This window comes from Planococcus sp. TJ-301 (assembly GCF_058268475.1).
The window spans coordinates 1,093,884-1,113,136 of record NZ_JBZDOH010000001.1 but is presented as its reverse complement, the minus strand read 5'-3'; the positions used below and the strand labels follow the sequence as shown (position 1 = coordinate 1,113,136).

General features: G+C 46.8%; 20 protein-coding genes and 2 pseudogenes. 15 read left to right on the top strand and 7 right to left on the bottom strand.

Annotated features, from left to right (window positions below):
- The first annotated feature begins 107 nt into the window (after positions 1–107).
- The 4 genes from sigI to AC4EHJ_RS05685 all read left to right on the top strand — a co-directional run bounded on the left by sigI (position 108) and on the right by AC4EHJ_RS05685 (position 4,130).
- Positions 108–857 carry an RNA polymerase sigma-I factor gene (gene sigI / locus AC4EHJ_RS05700; RefSeq protein ID WP_490974599.1) on the top strand — a complete coding sequence of 250 codons (750 nt, stop codon included), beginning with the start codon at positions 108–110 and terminating at the stop codon, positions 855–857.
- A complete protein-coding gene (locus tag AC4EHJ_RS05695) occupies positions 854–2,137 on the top strand; it encodes an anti-sigma-I factor RsgI family protein (RefSeq protein WP_490974598.1) in 1,284 nt (427 codons plus the stop codon). Before sigI ends, AC4EHJ_RS05695 begins: the two co-directional genes overlap by 4 nt.
- Positions 2,138–2,243: 106 nt before the next feature.
- Positions 2,244–3,593: a TrkH family potassium uptake protein gene (locus AC4EHJ_RS05690; RefSeq protein WP_490974597.1), complete on the top strand. Its 1,350-nt coding sequence runs from the start codon at positions 2,244–2,246 to the stop codon at positions 3,591–3,593.
- A 93-nt stretch (positions 3,594–3,686) separates the two neighbouring features.
- Positions 3,687–4,130 (top strand): MarR family winged helix-turn-helix transcriptional regulator, encoded by a 444-nt coding sequence (locus tag AC4EHJ_RS05685; RefSeq protein ID WP_490974596.1) that lies wholly within the window; start codon positions 3,687–3,689, stop codon positions 4,128–4,130.
- Positions 4,131–4,211: 81 nt separating this feature from the next.
- On the opposite strand, the gene AC4EHJ_RS05680 is transcribed toward AC4EHJ_RS05685, so the two are convergent.
- Together AC4EHJ_RS05680 and AC4EHJ_RS05675 are read right to left on the bottom strand one after the other, a co-directional pair.
- Complete coding sequence (locus tag AC4EHJ_RS05680) at positions 4,212–4,853, bottom strand: DUF8580 domain-containing lipoprotein (protein ID WP_490974595.1); 642 nt, start codon at positions 4,851–4,853, stop codon at positions 4,212–4,214.
- 53 nt (positions 4,854–4,906) lie between these two features.
- A complete protein-coding gene (locus AC4EHJ_RS05675) occupies positions 4,907–5,518 on the bottom strand; it encodes a CPBP family intramembrane glutamic endopeptidase (RefSeq protein WP_490974594.1) in 612 nt (203 codons plus the stop codon).
- 220 nt (positions 5,519–5,738) lie between these two features.
- Here AC4EHJ_RS05675 and ykzS point away from each other — a divergent pair, with 220 nt between their 5' ends.
- From ykzS to AC4EHJ_RS05650, 5 genes are all read left to right on the top strand, one after another.
- Positions 5,739–5,927 carry a protein YkzS gene (gene ykzS / locus AC4EHJ_RS05670; RefSeq protein WP_490974593.1) on the top strand — a complete coding sequence of 63 codons (189 nt, stop codon included), beginning with the start codon at positions 5,739–5,741 and terminating at the stop codon, positions 5,925–5,927.
- 44 nt (positions 5,928–5,971) lie between these two features.
- A complete protein-coding gene (locus AC4EHJ_RS05665; RefSeq protein ID WP_490974592.1) occupies positions 5,972–6,907 on the top strand; it encodes an AAA family ATPase in 936 nt (311 codons plus the stop codon).
- Position 6,908: 1 nt separating this feature from the next.
- Positions 6,909–8,063: a DUF58 domain-containing protein gene (locus AC4EHJ_RS05660; protein ID WP_490974591.1), complete on the top strand. Its 1,155-nt coding sequence runs from the start codon at positions 6,909–6,911 to the stop codon at positions 8,061–8,063.
- Positions 8,060–9,286, top strand: a complete 1,227-nt coding sequence (locus AC4EHJ_RS05655; RefSeq protein ID WP_490974590.1) for a DUF4129 domain-containing protein — start codon at positions 8,060–8,062, stop codon at positions 9,284–9,286. The genes AC4EHJ_RS05660 and AC4EHJ_RS05655 overlap by 4 nt, the downstream gene beginning before the upstream one ends.
- A gap of 193 nt (positions 9,287–9,479) precedes the next feature.
- Entirely contained in the window at positions 9,480–10,340 is an 861-nt protein-coding gene (locus AC4EHJ_RS05650) for an NAD(P)-dependent oxidoreductase (protein WP_490974589.1), read from the top strand.
- A 38-nt stretch (positions 10,341–10,378) separates the two neighbouring features.
- Here the strand turns inward: AC4EHJ_RS05650 and AC4EHJ_RS05645 are convergent, their stop codons facing one another.
- Positions 10,379–10,840: a YkyB family protein gene (locus AC4EHJ_RS05645; RefSeq protein WP_490974588.1), complete on the bottom strand. Its 462-nt coding sequence runs from the start codon at positions 10,838–10,840 to the stop codon at positions 10,379–10,381.
- Between the two features lie 136 nt (positions 10,841–10,976).
- Here AC4EHJ_RS05645 and fadH point away from each other — a divergent pair, with 136 nt between their 5' ends.
- The 6 genes from fadH (at position 10,977) to AC4EHJ_RS05615 (ending at position 16,632) form a co-directional block, all read left to right on the top strand.
- Positions 10,977–11,744, top strand: a complete 768-nt coding sequence (gene fadH / locus AC4EHJ_RS05640) for a 2,4-dienoyl-CoA reductase (protein WP_490975625.1) — start codon at positions 10,977–10,979, stop codon at positions 11,742–11,744.
- A 122-nt stretch (positions 11,745–11,866) separates the two neighbouring features.
- Positions 11,867–12,310 (top strand): cyclic-di-AMP-binding protein CbpB, encoded by a 444-nt coding sequence (gene cbpB / locus AC4EHJ_RS05635; protein ID WP_135505660.1) that lies wholly within the window; start codon positions 11,867–11,869, stop codon positions 12,308–12,310.
- A gap of 69 nt (positions 12,311–12,379) precedes the next feature.
- Positions 12,380–13,855 carry an MDR family MFS transporter gene (locus tag AC4EHJ_RS05630; RefSeq protein ID WP_490974587.1) on the top strand — a complete coding sequence of 492 codons (1,476 nt, stop codon included), beginning with the start codon at positions 12,380–12,382 and terminating at the stop codon, positions 13,853–13,855.
- Positions 13,848–14,723, top strand: a complete 876-nt coding sequence (gene ccpC / locus AC4EHJ_RS05625; RefSeq protein WP_490974586.1) for a transcriptional regulator CcpC — start codon at positions 13,848–13,850, stop codon at positions 14,721–14,723. The genes AC4EHJ_RS05630 and ccpC overlap by 8 nt, the downstream gene beginning before the upstream one ends.
- Positions 14,724–14,789: 66 nt before the next feature.
- Positions 14,790–15,503, top strand: coding sequence for a 2,3,4,5-tetrahydropyridine-2,6-dicarboxylate N-acetyltransferase (gene dapD / locus AC4EHJ_RS05620; protein ID WP_490974585.1), 714 nt, complete (start codon positions 14,790–14,792; stop codon positions 15,501–15,503).
- Positions 15,504–15,516: 13 nt separating this feature from the next.
- Entirely contained in the window at positions 15,517–16,632 is a 1,116-nt protein-coding gene (locus AC4EHJ_RS05615) for an N-acetyldiaminopimelate deacetylase (RefSeq protein WP_490974584.1), read from the top strand.
- A 73-nt stretch (positions 16,633–16,705) separates the two neighbouring features.
- On the opposite strand, the gene AC4EHJ_RS05610 is transcribed toward AC4EHJ_RS05615, so the two are convergent.
- From AC4EHJ_RS05610 to AC4EHJ_RS05595, 4 genes and pseudogenes are all read right to left on the bottom strand, one after another.
- A complete protein-coding gene (locus AC4EHJ_RS05610; RefSeq protein WP_490974583.1) occupies positions 16,706–17,899 on the bottom strand; it encodes an MFS transporter in 1,194 nt (397 codons plus the stop codon).
- Between the two features lie 107 nt (positions 17,900–18,006).
- A pseudogene (locus AC4EHJ_RS05605) lies at positions 18,007–18,150 on the bottom strand (spermidine/putrescine ABC transporter substrate-binding protein); the annotation flags it as partial.
- 4 nt (positions 18,151–18,154) lie between these two features.
- Positions 18,155–18,596, bottom strand: a pseudogene (locus AC4EHJ_RS05600) (ABC transporter ATP-binding protein); the annotation flags it as partial.
- A 2-nt stretch (positions 18,597–18,598) separates the two neighbouring features.
- The gene (locus AC4EHJ_RS05595) at positions 18,599–19,141 is read right to left on the bottom strand and encodes a helix-turn-helix domain-containing protein (RefSeq protein ID WP_490974582.1); all 543 of its coding nucleotides are present in this window, start codon (positions 19,139–19,141) and stop codon (positions 18,599–18,601) included.
- Between the last annotated feature and the right edge of the window lie 112 nt (positions 19,142–19,253).

The window sequence follows — 19,253 nt, the reverse complement described above, 5'->3', positions numbered from 1 at the left end:
AATAATAGCCGAATACCTTTGTTATAAGCGGTTATCCCCTTTTCTTTTACAATATCTGCCGTTACAATCAATGATAGTAACGTTAGGTGAGAGATGAGGTGAACGGCGTGCTGATAACTGCAATCAGCGGAATATTCGGCCGCAATGTTAAATGCACAGCGGAAGAATTAGCAATACTTGCACAACAAGGAGATTCCGATGCGTTGAATGAGCTGATCGAATCGTATGGACCTTTTATGAAAAAGACGGCTTCGCAAGTTTGCAAACGGTTTATCAGCAGCAGCGACGATGAATACAGCATCGCGTTGTCCGCTTTCCACGAAGCGGTGCTTAGATATGAAGAAGGTAAAAATGCTTCATTTCTGACATTTGCGCATATGATTATTCGCCGGCGTATTATCGATTTTATTCGCAAGGAAAGCGGCCGCAATGAGTTCAGCCATGACTTTACAGCTGCATCAGATGCAAAAGATTCAAACGGCTGGATTGAAGGGCGCCAGGCAGAGAAGTTTTACAAGGAAGAGCAGCAGGCTGAAAGGCGAAAAGAAGAGATTCTAGCATATCAGCAGCTTATAGCGCCATTTGGGCTGGACTTTCAGCAATTGGTGAAAGTGTCTCCCGCCCATGAAGATGCGCGGCAATCCTGTATGCAAATTGCTCAGCTAGTTGCCGAAACCGATGAATTTTTCGATTACCTGACCGACAAGAAAAAGTTGCCGATCAAAGATATCGAAAAGCTCGTTCGGGTTTCGCGCAAAACGCTTGAACGGAATAGAAAATACATAATCGCCATGGCAATATTGATCGATAGTGAACTGTATTACTTAAAAGACTATTTAAAGGAGCGGTTGTTTTGAGGAGAATCCAAAAAGGTTTATATATAGAACAAAAGAAAAACCGCTCCGTTTTTCTCATGCATGATGGCCGATTTATCCATGGCCGTCCAACTGCACCGCTTGAAATTGGAGAAGAGGGGTCCTTCTATCCGCTAACCGCAAAATCAAAATGGAATTGGCAGCCAATATTTGCCCCGGCCATTGCAGCTGTTGCAACACTCGGGTTATTTTTAAGTGCATTGTTTCCTTCTGAAGATGCATTTGCCTATGTGCAGTTGGAAATGAATTCCAGCATTGAAATTGGCGTAGATGAAAAAATTCGCGTCATTTCCATTCGTGAACTTGATGAAGGCGGACAAAAACTCATCGGCAAACTGGGTGAGTGGAAAGGTGAAGCGCTGGATAACCTGATTGAGCGCTCTATCGCTATTTCCGTGATGGATGAAACGGAAAAAGTGACGATTACCACTGCTGCTGAAAAAAGCGATGATGCTGCGGGAACTCAGCTTGAAAAAATGGTATTGGCAGCTTCGGCTGCAGCTGTAGAAAAGGATATCGATATCCATGTGAAAAAAGCGACTTTTGTTCAATGGGAACAGTCAGTTGAAGAAGACATTCCTGTCGGACAGAAAGTCGAAAGCTATACTTCGATTGAGAGTGAAGAGCAATCCGGAACTGGCTCTGATTTACAAACAGATGTAGATAATGAAATTAAAGCATTGAAAATTGAAAAGAACCAATCCCGTGTCAAAAATAAAGCAATGGGCAAGGAGATGCACGGAAAACCCGATGCAAAATCTAAAGCCGGCAAAGAGCATGCGCCTGTCAAAAAGGAAAAGGCCATAGAACAGCCGCATAAAAAAACCATTGAATCACCGAACGCTGCGAAAACAAAAAAATTCGTTCCACCGGCCAAAGCCGAAAAAGTAAAGCCTGCCGGAAATAGCCAGAAAACCAAAGCGGTTGAAAGAAAATCGGCATCGGCTCCAACGCCTCCTAAAAAGGCGAAGCCTGCTTCTACTGGACAATCTGGAAGCGTGCCTGCAGTTTCGAAGCTGGAAATAGAAACTGCAAAAAAACAGAAACAAAAACCGGCTGAGAAAGTGAAGCCAAAGCTCCAACCGAAGCCGAAGGCAAAAGAAAAAATGCAAAAGCAAGTCAAACAGAAAGCCAAAGTGGCAGACGCAAAGCCTAAAAAACCGGTAAAAGCAGTGACACAGCATTCACAGAATCAACAAGGACAAAATCAAGCCCAGATGCCTAAAGGTAAGGCTGTGGACGAAAAGAAAGAGCAGAAGTGATTCTTCTGCTCTTTTTAATTGGAAGAAATGTGATTTACCCTTTCTTTTTGCATTTTCTTTTCATAGAATAGGGAGAGGATAATGTGGCCGAAAGGAAATGAACTCCATGAACAACACGTTTCAAAAAATTAAAAATTTAACTCCGGCCCAAGTGATTGTTTCTTATTACTTTGCGGCAATCGCAATTTCCTTTTTGCTGTTGAAATTGCCGAATGTGCACCAAGAGGGAGTACGGCTGTCATATATGGATACGATGTTTACAGCCATCAGCGCTGTCAGCGTTACCGGATTGACGGTGGTGAATATTTCCGAAACCTACTCAGTGTTTGGAATCATCGTTCTCATGTTCATCTTGCAGCTGGGCGGAATCGGAATCATGTCCATCGGCACCTTCTTCTGGCTGTTGGTCGGCAAACGCATCGGATTGCGCGAACGCCAATTGATTATGGTCGATCATAACCAATTCAGTATGTCAGGCGTCGTGAAGCTGATCCGGGAAATCATTAAAATTCTGTTGATGATTGAATTGATAGGCGCTATTATTTTGACGTCGTATTTTACACAGTTTTATGATACATTCAGCGAAGCATTGCTCCACGGAGTATTTGCATCGGTATCAGCGACGACAAACGGTGGGTTCGACATCACCGGCAATTCGCTCGCCCCTTACTTCAATGATTATTTCGTGCAGATCATTACTATGATTTTGATCATTCTAGGGGCAATCGGCTTCCCGGTACTAATCGAATTAAAGGAATTCTTGTCCAATAAAAACAAAAATTTTCGTTTTTCACTGTTCACGAAAATTACAACAAGCACTTTCGGCATTTTGCTGGTAGTCGGGAGCATCGGCAATCTGGCATTGGAATATTTCAATGCTTTTACCGGCATGTCTTGGCACGAAAAGTTATTTGCTTCCATATTCCATTCGGTATCATCCCGCTCAGGCGGATTGACTACAATGGATATCACTACTTTCAGCGATGCGACGAACGTCTTTTTGAGCGCATTGATGTTTATTGGCGCTTCCCCAAGCTCTGTCGGCGGAGGCATCCGGACAACAACATTGGCCATTGCTGTCTTATTTTTAATTAATTTTGCAAGAGGCAAGAACAGCATCCAAATATTCAGCAGGGAAATTGAATTGATAGATGTGTTCCGGGCATTTGCGGTCATCATTTTGGCAGGGTTCATGGTTCTTGTTGCCACTGTGGCCTTGTTAATTTCAGAGCCTCATGCGACGGCAGTTGAAATACTTTTTGAAATAACATCCGCGTTTGGAACTTGCGGAATGTCTCTTGGTATAACAGATGATTTGTCCGATTTCGGAAAGGTTATTGTCATGTTATTGATGTTCATCGGCCGTGTCGGCCTGATTTCGTTCCTCTTCACCATCGGAGGCAAGACTGACCCAACGAAGTACCATTACCCGAAAGAACGTGTAATCATCGGCTAATAAAGGCTAAGACTTAACAATCGTGCCTTTTTCCAAAAAAAAGAATATAATTGTTTTAAGAGGATCTTTAAACCGGAAATGAGTGGATTAATTATGAGCGAAGATGTGAAACAGTCGTTGAAGCTTTTTATCGTCTTGTCGCGGGTGCATAAAGCGATAACAGAACAGACCAACCATTTTTTTCAGGCACATGGCGTCAACCCGACTGAATTTGCGGTATTGGAACTTTTATACCATAAGGGTCAGCAGCCGCTTCAAAAAATAGGCGGGAAGATTTTATTGGCAAGTGGTTCGATCACGTATGTCATTGATAAACTTGAAAAGCGCGGCTTTATCACACGCGTGAATTGCCCTACAGACCGCCGCGTCACGTATGCTGCGATTTCACCAGCAGGCAAAGAATTTATGAGTGAGATTTTTCCAGAACATGAAAAGAATTTGCATGAATTGACTAATGCACTGACGAGCGAGGAAAAGGATCAGGCAATCGAGCTCATGAAGAAACTCGGCTTGTCGATCAAAGATCTATCCTATTAACGGCTGCGGGCAAGACTGAGCAAAAAAACAATAAAAAATGCGCATCGGACTTTGTCCAGTGCGCATTTTTTATTTGGTGTATTAAGGACGTCCGATTGTGCTTCCCATGTCGATGAAGTCTGCCGTGGCATTAACTGCTGTGCTGTCAAAAACGGTGAGGCGGACAATTAGGTTTTCTTTTTCATAAACGACGCCAGTTACTTTGCCTTCCGCGGTGGGTATTTCATAAGCAACGGAGTTGAGGAATTCCGCACCTTGTGGAGCTGCGGCTTCAGCTATTTCGGCATCCGGATTTGAAGCTGCCAGCGTTTCCTTCATTGCGGCTTCCGCTTGCGCGAATTCAATGTCTTCTTTATTAAAAGTTTCAATGCGCATGAATACCGCAGAATCTTCTTCCCACAGCAAAGCATCTTTGCCAGGTTCTTCAGAAGTTAATTGAAAGCCAGACAGAACGTACATTTCGTACTGCTGTTCATCGCTCTTGGTAAGTTCACCTTCGGCTTCAGCTTTCGAAGGTTCTTCTTCGGCTATTTCAGGCTCTTCTTCCGCTTCTGGTTCTTCTGTTTCAACAGGCGTTTCTGTGGTTTCTTCAATCGGGTCTGTTTCTTCTGGAGTTTCTTTAGCCCCATTCGGCTCTTGTACGGTCTCAGAACTTCCGCATGCAGCCAATAGGCCACCGACCGACAATACCGCTGCGGCTAAAAATAAATTATTTATTTTCATAATAATTCCTCCCTTTCCTCTAGTTGACGTTTAATAAGTCTAAGGCGTTTCAATTAAAGCAAAGGTTTCACCAAAAACAACAAGACTACCATCACCAGATGAGTGATGATCAATAAAGGCATACTGCGTTTCCACTCATAGAGAGCACCAAGAACAATGCCCGCGGCCGCTCCGGCTAGCATCCCCGGAATAAATCCTCCGAGCCCCAGCGCCAGCCCGAATAGCACAGAAGACGTTAGGATTGCGAAGGGGATCGGCATATATTTCTTCAATTTTTGCTGGACATAGCCGCGCCAGAAGATTTCTTCTCCAGGAACGATAATGAACATCAATAAAAGATAATGCCAGATGGATACTGGTGCAAAGTTCGCCAAGAAGTTTGATAACGCGTTTTCAATTGGAAACGGCAATAATTGCAACGCTCTATAGCTTCCGGCGATAAGGCCGTAAATCAGCGTTCCATAGCCGAGCCCGAACAACAGCGACTTCCACGTTGGCAATTCATCGAAAATTTTCGCAAACAGCAACGCGTAGGACATGAGCAATAATAAAGCGAACGTGTACATATACCAAAAAATCGCTGTATTTTGAAACGCTATGAAATATAGCAGGAAAGCTGAAGGAATCAGCAACAGTAAATGATGTTCTTTTATAAAATTCAACATATTATATCCTCCTAGATAACAGCCGTTTTGAATAGAGTTAATGGCTAAGCCAAAGATGTTCAACTTCAGACGATGCTGTATAATCGAAGTTATTAACATTTCTTTGGAAATAGCCGATGATAACACGGGTGGCTAACCCGCTGGATTTGAATGCTTTCTTCCATTTAATTATTATAGCAGAAGCTGATTAGCGAATCGAAGATGAGAGGGGAAAGGGAAAATGACAGATTACACAGAATTGCTGGATCAATTGAAAATGGGGGCAATAGAATCGTTGACAATCGAGAAACAAAATTTCCTGGAATTCCGCAAAGTTTTAATATCACGTGAAGATTTCAAGCATTACCGCGGCGTCGCCCACCATCATGGCGTAACGATCTACAATTACACTGAAGAACCATCGAAATGACATAAAGGCCAAAAGAAGATGCCATACATAGGGGGAAATGAAAAATGGAGAAATTAACGCTAATAAGACAGCATTTAAACGGCCTGATTGTTGGCCGCGAAAAAGAAATTGATTTCATGCTCATCGCGTTGCTTCAAGAAGGGCACGTATTGCTTGAGAGCGTTCCGGGCTCAGGCAAGACATGGATGGCAAAAGCATTTGCCGGATCTTTCCAAGGGGGATTTCAGCGCTTGCAGTTCACACCGGATGTTTTGCCATCGGACGTGACAGGAATCCGCTTTTTCAACCCGCGGACTCAAGAATTCGAATTGCGCCCAGGGGCAGTGTTGACGAACCTGCTTCTTGCAGACGAAATCAATCGCGCCACACCTAGGACGCAATCGAGCCTACTTGAGGCGATGGAAGAAAAGCAGGCAACCATTGACGGGGAAACGCTGCAGCTGCCTGATCCGTTTATCGTCATCGCCACGCAGAATCCAGTGGAGTCGCAGCAAGGAACTTTCCCGCTTCCGGCAGCCCAGTTGGACCGGTTTTTATTTCGATTGGAAATCGGTTATCCGAGTTTCGAGGAAGAACTGAAGATCATCCGGGATTTCCGGGGAAACGCATCTCATAAAAAAGAAATCAGCGCCGTGGCCTCCATCAGCGAAGTTCAGGCGTGGACACAGGCGGCCAAGAAAGTGTCGATCCATGAAGACATCGAGCATTACATCATCGAGCTGGTCCAAGCAACAAGAAAGCATCCATTGGTCGAGCTGGGGTTGAGTTCCCGCGCAGCGTTAGCGCTTGTCCATGCGGCGCAGGGCCGTGCGTTTATCGAAGGGCGCACATTTGTGACACCAGACGATGTTAAATACATACTGCAGCCTGTCGCTTTGCATCGACTTCTCCTGACAGGTGAAGGGATGCTTATTGCCAAGCCGTCGGAAGTTCTGAAGGAAATCGCCGAATCCATCCCAATGCCTGTTGAGGCACTTTAAGATGGGTTGGATCCGCCATGAAGAAGGCGCCAGGCAGCAGGGCATCATTTTGGGGATGCTGGCCGTGGCCCTTTTTATGGCTTTTGTGTTTCTTCAATATGAATCAGCGGCAGTGCTGTCGTTTGGAACTGCGGTATTTGGCCTGCAATGGGCTTATATAAAACAGGCAGGAAAAAAACTCGCCTACCACAATGTTTTCATGCGTCAGCGTGTCTTGAATGGCGGAGAATCCCAATGGGAATTGGAATTTGAAAATGGAGGATTGCCGATATGGGGAGGAAAGTTGAAAATCTGGTTTCAGGATGCGGTCCAACCCTCGGACAGCCATAACGAACGGTTCGGTGAGATGATTGAAGTGGATGTGCCATTTACAATCGGTTTCAGAGAAAAAATAAAGGTGAAGATACCGGTGATAGGCCATCATCGGGGGCTCTCGAGGTTGAAAAAAATGGAATTGGCTATCCCATTGCCGTTCGGCGACGGCCATGTGTTGCTGGAGTACCGGGACCGGCTGCTGCAGGAAAAATTGGTTTATCCGAAGCTGCGGAATTTTCCATTCCATAACAAGCCTTCCAGCCAAAAAGCCGGCTATTTCAATTTGAATCACACGTTGTTTGATGATCCGTTTCAGCCTGTGGGCACAAGGGAATACCTCCCGACTGACCAATTTCACCATATCCATTGGAAGGCGAGCGCCCGCATGCAAAGCTACCAGACCAAAATTTTCACTCAAGTAGCGAACGAATCGGTGCTGTTCGCGATGAACGTCGCGTCGCATTACGCGACAATCCCGAATTTAGAAGAACGGACCGAAGAATTAGCTTCTTATATCGAAAGTTGTTACCGGGCAGGCATTCCGTACGCGCTGGCTGTAAACATACGTGCAGCAGGGTCGGTTCCTTACCTTTACCTTCCATCTGGAGAAGGGCAAAAGCAGAGGCTGAAAGCACTGGAACTGCTATCCATATTATCCAAAGACCACTCAACGATGCCTTTCATTGCAATGGCGAGCCATTTGGAGCGGCATGATGGACTGCCGTCTACAACATATGTGCTGACCGATGAAAAGGCCGATATCCGGAACATAATAGCAAAATGGAGCAAACGAACCCAGCTGGCTGTATTGGAAAGCCGCCAAGGGAGGGATAGTGCATGAGCAGCCGTTTTAATGCCGCCTCAAAGTTTTGGATGGATGCCTTCGCCATTTCGATTATCGCTGTCATTATAACTGATGAAGCTTTGCATCCTTTGCTGCTGTCCTGGCCAATTTTGAGTTTTGCCGCCGCGTTGTCCGCTTTCTTGCTGTTTGGAAAGCTTTCATACAGTGTTTGGATATCGGCTGCAATCGCTGGAGCCACCGCACTTGGCGGAGTGCTGATCGGATTTCCGCTGTGGCTCGCGGCTGCAGGGATGCTGGCCGCCATTTATCGCCTGCACACCCGTTTTTCAGGAAGCGAAGATGGCGATGAAGCACTTAGCAAACCGATGCTATTGATTGTCGCACTGTTTGCGATTGCCATGTTCACAACAATATTCAACCCCGAACAAGAAACTGAAGGAATCTTGTATACGCTGTTCGCTGCGGCAATTGTATTGAATGTGCTTCTTAGTTTGTGCTACCGGTATTTGAAGCACCGTCCGGAAGGCATCAGCTTTTCGCAGCTGATTGCAGCTGGAGGCTTTGTGCTGGCTGCAAGCGCCCTTTCAGCATTGCTGGTCTATAGCATCGCTGAAAAAGCCAGGCAAGGAGCGGGAGCGGCAGCAGGCGGGCTGCTGCAATTGGTACTTTGGCCATTTTCCGGGCTGATGGAGAAATTGGGTGTTTCGCTGTCAGCCTTATCAAGTTCAGAAAAAGTCCAAGAAACCATCAACAAAATGGGACCTTCAGAAACACGGCAAGAAAATGGTTTGGCAGCAGTGCCGGCAGCAGCCGATTTTCCGGTTGAAGTGATGTTGGCCGCGTTGCTATTGGGGATAACCGCCGCATTGGTGCTATGGCTCAAGAAATGGCGACCTGAAAAATCAAAGCAGGAAAAGGAACAGCCCGTCTTCATTGAACGGATGGGCATGAATAGCGCAAAACCGGCTGCACGCGAAACATATGAAGAAAAAACGCATGCAGAGGCGGTTGACTTGCAGTATATCCGAGCAGTCTACCGTGAGTTCGAGCGTCAGGCTGAAGCTGCTGGGCATGGCCGCGGCGTTTCTGAGACTGTCAGGGAATGGACATCGCGCATGGGTTGGCAGGTATCTGAAAGATTTTTTGCCACATACGAATTTGTTCGGTACGGCCAAGGGGAAGTTACGGCAAATGAAGTTAATCCTTTCTTGGAAGAAATCGAACAGCTTTCAGAAAAGAATTTCAATGAAAAGGTTTAAGCTTTTGATAGACGGGGCATAGTATATTTGAACACAGCAACATTCTCATTTCCCCCTTTTGTGGTCGGTCCGAATAGCGGATCGGCTTCTTTTTTTGCGTTTTATTAAAATGGCGATTTTCGTTGCTGAATAATTATGTGAATTAACAGAAGATTTTTGCTAAACTGGTAATATAGAGAAGGAGTGATAGCATATGAAAATTGGATTTATCGGGACTGGTGTCATGGGCAATAGTTTGGTCAAGCATTTATTAGAGGCTGGCCATGAAGTGGCGATTTATACACGGACGGCAAAAAAAGCGGAGAACCTAGTCGCTTTAGGAGCAAAGCTAATGGAGTCGCCGCGGCAGGCAGCGGAACAAGCCGAGACAGTATTCACGATGGTCGGCTACCCGGCTGACGTCGAACAAGTTTATTTTGGGAATAACGGCATATTGGAAGGCGCTAAAGAAGGAACGGTATTGGTCGATCTGACAACTTCGCAACCAAAACTGGCGCAGCGGATTTACGAAGCGGCTCAAGAAAAAGGTTTGAAATCGCTGGATGCCCCAGTGTCTGGCGGTGACATAGGGGCACAGAACGGCACCTTGTCAATCATGGTAGGCGGAGATAGAGCGGTTTTCCAAGAGGCTTTGCCGTTATTCGAATTGCTTGGACAGAATATCGTCTATCAAGGGGCAGCGGGGGCTGGCCAGCATACGAAAATGTGCAACCAGATCATCATCGCCTCCAATATGGTCGGTGTCTGCGAATCACTGATCTACGCGAAAAAAGCGGGACTGGATCCGGAACAGGTGCTGCGGTCGATTTCCTCTGGTGCGGCAGGTTCATGGTCGCTGTCCAATCTGGCGCCGCGCATCATCAACGGCGATTTCGACCCAGGGTTCTACATAAAGCATTTCATCAAAGATATGAAAATCGCCGCTGAAGAAGCTGAAGCGATGGGCATTGACTTGCCGGGCCTTCGCCAATCGCTGCGCATGTACGAAAGCCTGGCTGATCAAGGCTACGGGGAAAACGGCACCCAAGCATTGATCAAGTATTACGAAGAATAAAAAAATACGCTGGCTCTGGAAGCCGGCGTATCGGATGATCAATCAAAATAGGATTTTTTGGGTGAATAAAACCGATCTGCCTCTCTCGGCGTGTACGTTTTGGTGAAAGGCGCTTGGGGAGCTTCTTTCTTTTTCGGCTGAAGGCCGGTGAAAGAGCTGAGGATCTCCTTGGCGGTTTTTAGGTTCATCCTGCTGGGTGGATTACGATAGGATTCATCCAACTGGCCTAAATGGTCAAGCTGTTCAAAGTCTTCTTTTTTCGGCAGCATGTGAAAATAATAGTTACCGCATTGAACGAGGACTGAAGATTGTTGTTGGCTTTTTCGGGGATTTTTGCTGAAGTGAAGACCGATTTTTCTGGCGCGATTCTTGGTGATCATCGTCGATAAGGCTTCTTTTTTCAAGGCGTACAAATACTGGTTGTCAGGGGCGGTTTTCGCGTGCCGGTTAACGGTGAAGATTGCCTGGGCAATTTCCGCATCCGTTTTTTGTGTAGCCATGGACCCATTCCTTTCTGAAGTTGGAATTTGCTTAATTAAGCATGTCCATCATACCAAATTAACGGGAAACTGTATACTGGACGGACGGCAGGGCCGAATTGAAAAATTACACATAAAGGGGATTGGGGAAATGGAAATGTTCAAAGAACAGACGATTATTGTAACAGGCGGATCAAGCGGCATGGGGTACCATATGGCGGAACGGTTTGCAAAAGAAGGTGCGAATGTCATCATCACGGGGCGGGATATGGAAAAGCTGAATGCTGCTGTCACATCGATGGAAGTGCTTAATGGTTCTGTGGAAGTATTTCAAATGGACGTCCGGGAACCGGAACACGCAAAAGCGATGGTGAGCTTCGCCCATGAGAAATTTGGGCGCATCGACGGGCTGGTCAATAATGCGGCAGGCAATTTTATCGTCCACGCGGAAAAGCTGTCGCCTAACGGCTGGCGTTCCGTCATTGATATCGTACTGAACGGCACATTCTTCTGTTCACATGCAGTCGGAAACTACTGGATTGAAAGGGGCGCGAAGGGAAATATCCTGAATATGCTAGCTACCTATGCATGGAACGCAGGGGCAGGCGTTGCGCATTCAGCGGCCGCCAAAGCAGGCGTCATGTCATTGACGCGGACATTGGCGGTGGAATGGGGCACACAATACGGCATCCGGGTCAATGGGATTGCACCAGGGCCGATTGAACGGACGGGTGGAGCCGATAAATTATGGGAATCCGAGAAAGCGGCAAAACGCACGTTAGAATCCATTCCGCTGGGCCGTCTTGGGAAGCCGGAAGAAGTGGCGGAACTCGCAGCGTTTATCATGTCGGAAAGAGCTTCTTATATGAACGGGGAGATTGTCACTTTGGACGGAGGGCAATGGCTGAACAAATTTCCGTTCTAGGAAATCCTTGCAATTCATACGGCAAACGTAAAGTGAAAAATAGTTTCGGCTACCGTAATATGTTATGATGAAAACGACCGGAATTAGGTTGGCTCGTTTATGAAGTTAAAGGAGTAGAGTACATGATTTCATTACCTAGCAAAGATTTTCTTGATATGCCAATCGAACAATTCATCATTTCTTCCGAAAAAGTCGCACATGTCCAAGTGGGCAATAGCGCAGAACACGCATTATTGGTTTTGACAAAAACAGGCTATTCCGCGATTCCCGTACTGGATCCGAAATACCGTTTTCGCGGATTGATCAATGCCCAGCGTATAACTGATGCCATTCTGGGGCTCGACCACATCGAATATGAACGGCTGCCTGACATCAAAGTAGACGATATCATGGAGCGGGATTTTCCGCTGATTCATATCAACGAACGCTTTCGGCGGGCATTGGACCTGCTAATTGACCAGAACTTTTTATGTGTCATCGACGATGATGGAATGTTTATGGGGATTTTGACTCGCCGAGTCGTCCTGAAACAATTGAAAAAGCAAATTTACCAATTAAAAAAATAAGATTCAGATAGCCATTGGAGGTCTCATTGCGAGGCCTTTTTTCTGTCATCAAGAGAGAGGGCATAACTTATGAAAAAAACAAATCGTCCATTGGTGCTGGCGTCCGTGATGCTGGCAATGTTTATCGGTGCAGTGGAAGCGACAATCGTCTCGACAGCGATGCCGAGCATCTCGGCAGAGCTTGGCGGATTTTCCAAATACAGCTGGGTGTTCTCTGCTTATCTGCTGATGAGTACGGTTACGGTGCTGCTGTATGGGAAACTGTCCGATATTTTCGGGCGCAAGCCGATATTTGCTGTAGGCATCATCCTATTTTTGATTGGCTCGCTTCTTTGCGGGCTGGCGACATCGATGGATGGATTGATTTTTTTCCGCTTTGTCCAAGGAATTGGAGCGGGAGCAGTATTGCCGATTGCAACAACGATTGTCGGGGATATTTATACGAATGAAGAACGCGCGAAAATACAAGGCTACCTGTCGAGTGTGTGGGGGATTTCCGCAGTGACCGGACCTGCGATAGGCGGCATCTTGGTAGCGACTGTCGGCTGGGAATACGTATTTTGGGTCAATATTCCACTTGGAATTTTGGCGTTGCTGGGAGTGATGTTCTTTTTGGTGGAACCGGTGAACCATAAGAAACCGGCTATCGATTTCGCTGGCGCGGCTTTACTGACGCTTGCGCTCTCCATGTTCCTTTATTGGCTCGTTGAAGGCGGCGTCGGTTTTGGCTGGGCTTCTATTCCGTCATTCATGCTGCTGGGAGGCGCGGCCGCTATTTTCACCCTGTTCGTCTTTGTGGAGCGAAGAGCGGAAGATCCGATGATGCCATTTTCCATCTGGCGCAATAAATCGATTTTATTCGCGAACCTGGTTTCCCTTTTTACAGGCATCATCCTGATCGGCGTAACGAGCTATTTGCCTGCTTATGTCACTGGTGTCATGGAACAGTCCGCGACAATCGCCGGATTCACGCTGACAGCTATGTCGATCGGATGGCCGATTGCAGCCTTTTTTTCAGGGAAGCTGCTGCTGAAAATCGGCTATTTTCAAACCTCGCTGCTCGGCGGCGTGTCACTGGTCATTGGGACGGTGCTGTTCGTTTTGATGCAGGCAAGTTTCGGCCCGTGGTGGGCTGCGATGTCGAGCTTTTTCATCGGCGTCGGGATGGGGCTTACAAGCACCGCGTTTATCGTCTCGATCCAATCGGCGGTTTCCTACGAACAGCGTGGCTCCGCGACAGCTTCAAACATTTTTATGCGGAATTTGGGGAGCACGATCGGAGCGGCATTGTTAGGAAGTGTACTGAATGTGACGCTGTTAAATTATTTCCGCAGCACTGGGGAAGGATTCACGTTGAACTCGGTCAACGAATTGCTGACGGAGAAGAGCCGGGCCGCCTTATCCCCAGAAGCAATTAAAGTGCTGCAGGAAGGGCTCGAACAAGGGTCGCAGAACGTTTACGGGTTGACCGCGGTTTTTGCTCTGATCAGTTTATTGCTGATCTTCGGGCTGCCGCGAAAGAGAGGGCTGAGAAGAGATGGCTAATGAAGAACTGATCATCAAAGTGCTGGCAGAAGAAGGCAATATGCGGAAAGCGGCTGAACGGCTCTTCTTGTCACAGCCGGCCTTGTCGCAGCGCCTGCAGTCTATCGAGAAAGACTGGGGACAGCAATTGTTCATCCGCTCGCAAAAAGGATTGACGCCGACGCCTGCCGGAGAGCTTGTCATCAATTATTCGATTGACATGATTCAGCGCAAGGAAGAGGTATTTGAAATCCTTCATACACTGACGTCTAAAGTCCACGGCACATTGAAAATTGCCTGCGCAACAATCATCGGCCAGAATTGGCTGCCGAAGGTGCTGAAAGATTTCGTCACGCTTTACCCGGAAGCAAAAATCCAGTTGATTACCGGCTGGAGTTCAGACATCGTCCGAGCGCTTTATGAAGGCGAAGCCCATGTCGGCATTGTCCGGGGCCAAACCGATTGGAAAGGCACAAAGATGCATTTATTCCGTGATACGCTGTATTTGGTTGATAAGGAAATCACATCGCTCGAACAAGTGGAAAAGACGGAACGGCCGTTTATCCAATTTAAAAGCGATTCCAATTATTACGAGGAAATCCAGCAATGGTGGCAGAAGCATTTCGCTTCAAGCCCGAAGCGGCAAATCACAGTTGACCAGATTGAGACGTGCAAGCAAATGGCGGTCAACGGCATCGGCTATGCGATTTTGCCTTCTATTACGCTGGACGGGACAGAGGGCGTCCACAAAATCCCGCTGTCGAGCAGCGCGGAAGAATTGGAGCTTACGCGTGATACATGGCTAATCGGCTACGAATCTGCATTCCAGCTGCGCCAAGTAGAGGCATTTGTCGATATAGTGAAAAAACATGCCGCTTTATTAAGCTAATGTACTGAATTATTATTCTAAATCCGTTATAATAACACCATCACTTATAGAAAGAGGTTTTTATTGATGAAGCAAATGGATGCAAATGAAATTATCTCGTACATACAGAATGCTACAAAATCAACGCCTGTCAAAGTTTATGTAAAAGGGCAGAACGTCGCTTCTTTGGACTATGGCACAGGCTCTAAAGTTTTTGGAGAAGGGAACCACGCAACCGTTTTCGGTGAATGGGCGCAAGTCCAAGGAGCACTTGAAGCAAATGCTGCTGTCATCGAAGACTCAGTAGTAGAAAATGACCGCAGAAACTCTGCGATTCCGTTATTGGATATGAAAAACATCAACAGCCGCATCGAGCCAGGCGCATTTATCCGCGAAAATGTGGAAATCGGCAATAATTGCATCATCATGATGGGCGCTGTCATCAATATCGGAGCGGTCATCGGTGATGGCACAATGATCGACATGGGCGTTATTCTTGGCGGCCGCGCAACTGTCGGCAAAAACTGCCACATCGGAGCAGGCGCAGTCCTTGCCGGTGTGATCGAGCCTGCATCAGCGACTCCTGTCATAGTAGAAGACAACGTCATGATTGGTGCGAATGCAGTCGTATTAGAAGGCGTCCGCATCGGCGAAGGCGCGGTTGTTGCAGCCGGCGCAATCGTTATTGAAGACGTGCCAGCCAACTCAGTAGTCGGCGGCACGCCAGCACGCGTCCTTAAATTGATGGATGAAAAAACACGTTCGAAAACGGAAATCAAACAAGAACTTCGCCAGTTATAAGAGGCGATATTTTATGGATTTAATGAAAATCAGAAGAGAATTGCATCAAATACCGGAAATCGGGTTTCAGGAAGTTAAAACCCAGGCTCTTTTGAAAAGCATCATCCAGGAGCTGCCGCAAGATCGTCTTGATGTAGTGGAATGGAAGACTGGCTTGGCAGTAAAGGTTTCAGGCACTGCTCCAAGTAAATTGATTGGCTGGCGCACGGATATCGACGGCTTGCCGATCACGGAAGCAACAGGGCTCCCATTCTCTTCGCTCCATCCAGGGCGGATGCATGCGTGCGGCCATGATGTCCATATGGCGGTTGCGCTTGGTTTGCTGGAGAAATTAACCGAAAAACCGATCAAAGATGACGTGGTAATCTTGTTCCAGCCGGCAGAAGAAGGGCCGGGCGGCGCATTGCCGTTCCGGGAATGGCTGAAAGCTGAAATGCCGGCATTTTTGCCGGATAACATTTTTGCACTGCACATCGCGCCGGAAATGCCAGCAGGAACAGTATCGACAAAGCCGGGGTTGTTGTTTGCAAACACCTCGGAATTGTTCATCGACCTTCAAGGCAAAGGCGGCCATGCCGCTTTTCCGCATAATGCGGAAGACATGGCGGTAGCAGCGGCGTCGCTTCTGCTTCAACTGCAGACAATCGTCAGCCGCAACGTCAACCCAATGGATTCGGCGGTATTGACGGTCGGCAAATTCACTGCAGGGACTGTCCAAAATGTCATCGCGGAACACGCGCGGCTAGAAGGGACGATCCGTACCTTGAATTTGGAATCAATGCAAAACATGAAGTCCCGCATTGAAGCACATTGCCGCGCTATTGAAGAAGGCTTCCATTGCCGAATCACCATCGATTACGGTTCAAGTTATCTGGAAGTGAATAATGACGAAGAATTGGCAGAACAATTCCTGCATTTCGCCGCCGGCTATAAAGGCGTTTCAGCAAAACGCGCTGAAGCGGCGATGACGGGTGAGGATTTCGGGTATTTCACCAATCAGATTCCAGGCCTCATGTTTTGGGCGGGTGTTGGTTCTCCTTACGGCCTTCATCATTCCAAACTTAATCCAGACGAAGCGGTTTTGGATACGATGCCGCAATTCATCTACGAATTTTTCCAAAGCCAATAAAAAAACAGACAGGCAGCTAAGTGGCTGCCTGTCTATTTTTTGTTTTCCATTAAAGTTATGAGATGTTAGGCCTTCAGCTAGTCCGGCTTTCAGCCAGCAGCTGGCGTTTTCGCAATGACCACGTATTCGCCAGGAAAAAGCAGGTGATCAAAATGGCTGTACCGAAAATATACGGGAAACTCATATCGATATCAAAGAGGATTCCGGCAAGAGCAGGGCCAATCATGTTTCCTAAACTCATATAGGCATTGTTCATACCTGCTGCAAACCCTTGTTCATCACCGGCTAGTTTGGAAATGAGCGTATTGATGGCCGGACGCAAAAGTGAAGCGGCTGTAAAGAAAATTGCCGATACCAGCAGGATCGTCCAGAAGGTGTTGACGAAAAGCACAGCAATCATTGCCGCAGCGGAAACCAACAGGTTGACCAAGATCACTTTCATTTCGCCAAAGCGCTTGAACAGCCGGTCGATGACGAAAGTCTGGACGATGACGCCGACAAAGCCACCGACAGTGATGAGGACAGCGATTTCTTTAGGCGTAAAGCTGTATTTCTTATCGACATACAAAGCGATTGTCGATTGGAAATTGGCCAAACCGAACGCAAAGATGAACATGACAATCAACATGACGAAATAAGGCGTGTAGCTGGACCTTTTCAATTGCTGCAAGAGATTCTCGCGTTTAGCGGGCGCAGCATCAATGGTCGGTGCAACGTCCGGCAAAGCGAATTGCGAAATCACTGCTGCAATCAATGCGACTGCGGTGGCAACATAGAACGGGAATTGCAGACTGACTTCAGCAAGAAAGCCGCCGAATCCGGGGCCGACCATAAAGCCGAGTGACATCGAAGCACCGAGGAGCCCCATTCCTTTGCCGCGTTCTTCATAGGTGGTGATATCCGCTACAAAAGCCATCATTGGCGGAATGAGGAAAGCGGCGCCGAGTCCGCTAAAAAAGCGCGCCAAGTACAAAATCCATAAATCGGAAGCCAGACCGAATACCAATTGGGATAAGCCGAAGATGATCAAGCCAATAATGATCAATTTCTTGCGGCCGTATTTGTCCGATAGTTCTCCGGACAGCGGAGAAAATAAAAATTGTGCCAATGCGAATGTAGCGATCAATGTGCCGAGCGCTTGGCCGGCAACGCCGAATGTATCGAGATATTCAGGCATGATGGGAATGATTAGCCCGATGCCGCTCATTGCGATGAACATATTGAACATTAGCACGTATAAAGCGAATTTATTTGATTTTTGGGCCATCGTCGATCCTTCTCTCTTATTTCTTTCGTGTGACTAAAAGTTTATCACAATGTCATTTAATACAATACCCGGAAGCCAAAGAAAAAAACAGGCAGAAGCTCTGCCTGTCATTTTTCCATGTCCATTTTAAATTCCAAAAACAGTTCGTTGTAAACACCAAGCATCTCAAGCCCCAGGTTTTCATAGACTTCCAGGCGGTCCCGCATTTCTTCAGTAGGGCAGAATCGCTCGTCGCCAGTCACTTCGGGATCGTTGACGATTACGCTGACCGCCGGACATCTCTAAGATTTCACGGGTTTCATGGCCTTTCAAATTGACGAATTCCAAGGCTTCTTTTACGCGACGGTCAGTTTCCGCTCCTTCACTTTCTTGATGCGCAAGCCGAATGCCACATTTTCAAATACATTCAAATGAGGGAATAAGGCATAATCCTGAAATACCGTATTTACTTTGCGTTCGTTCGCCGGAATCCGGTTGACTTTCTTGCCTCCGATATAGATATTGCCTTGTGTCGGCGTGTTAAAGCCTGCAATCAAACGCAGAATCGTCGTTTTACCGCAGCCGGATGGACCAAGAAGTGTATAGAATTTCCCTTTTTCAACTCAAAGCTGATATCTTTCAAAACCGGGGAATCCCCGTTATAAGTTTGTGTCACGTTATCAAATCGGATTATTGATTGGTCAGACGATCCCTCCAAGTTTATAAATAAGATTGTGTGGCTACAATGATCAATTCTGTTTTGCCGTCCGCAATATTGATCAATTGATGATTGTCGGAAGCTTCGTAATAAATCGAGTCCCCGGTATTTGCTGTGTATTCAATGTTGCCGAGAACCAGACGCACGCTTCCTTCAATAACATAGATAAAAGTTTCCGCCAGGGAAGGCTCAAACCGTTTAAAATGTCCATTTCTGTAAAGCGTCAAATAAACCGGTTCCATCTCTTTTTCATTGGAAGTGGCAACGAGCCAATCTATTTCATAGCCGGCTTCTTCGTCTTTGTGCACGACATGGTCTTGCGGCGTAAACGTGACTTTCAGTCTTTTGTCCGTATCATCAAAAAAATCTTTAGGCGTTGTGCCGAGCACTTCAAGCAAGGAAAAAAGAGTTTCTATAGAAGGGGAGTTCATGTCCCGTTCGAGCTGGGAGATAAATCCTTTGCTGAGGTCAGTGCGCTCACCCAGCTCTTCCTGTGTCAAACCGTTCTTTAAGCGCAGACGCTTAATTTTTGCCCCAATCTCCATATTATCCCCCCACCAAGAATTACTGAGCCAATCAAACAAAAGTTTAGTTAAAGTAGATTAATAGTTTACTCTTAGCATCTTTAAGTATACAAAAAAGCAGTTTAGAGTCAAA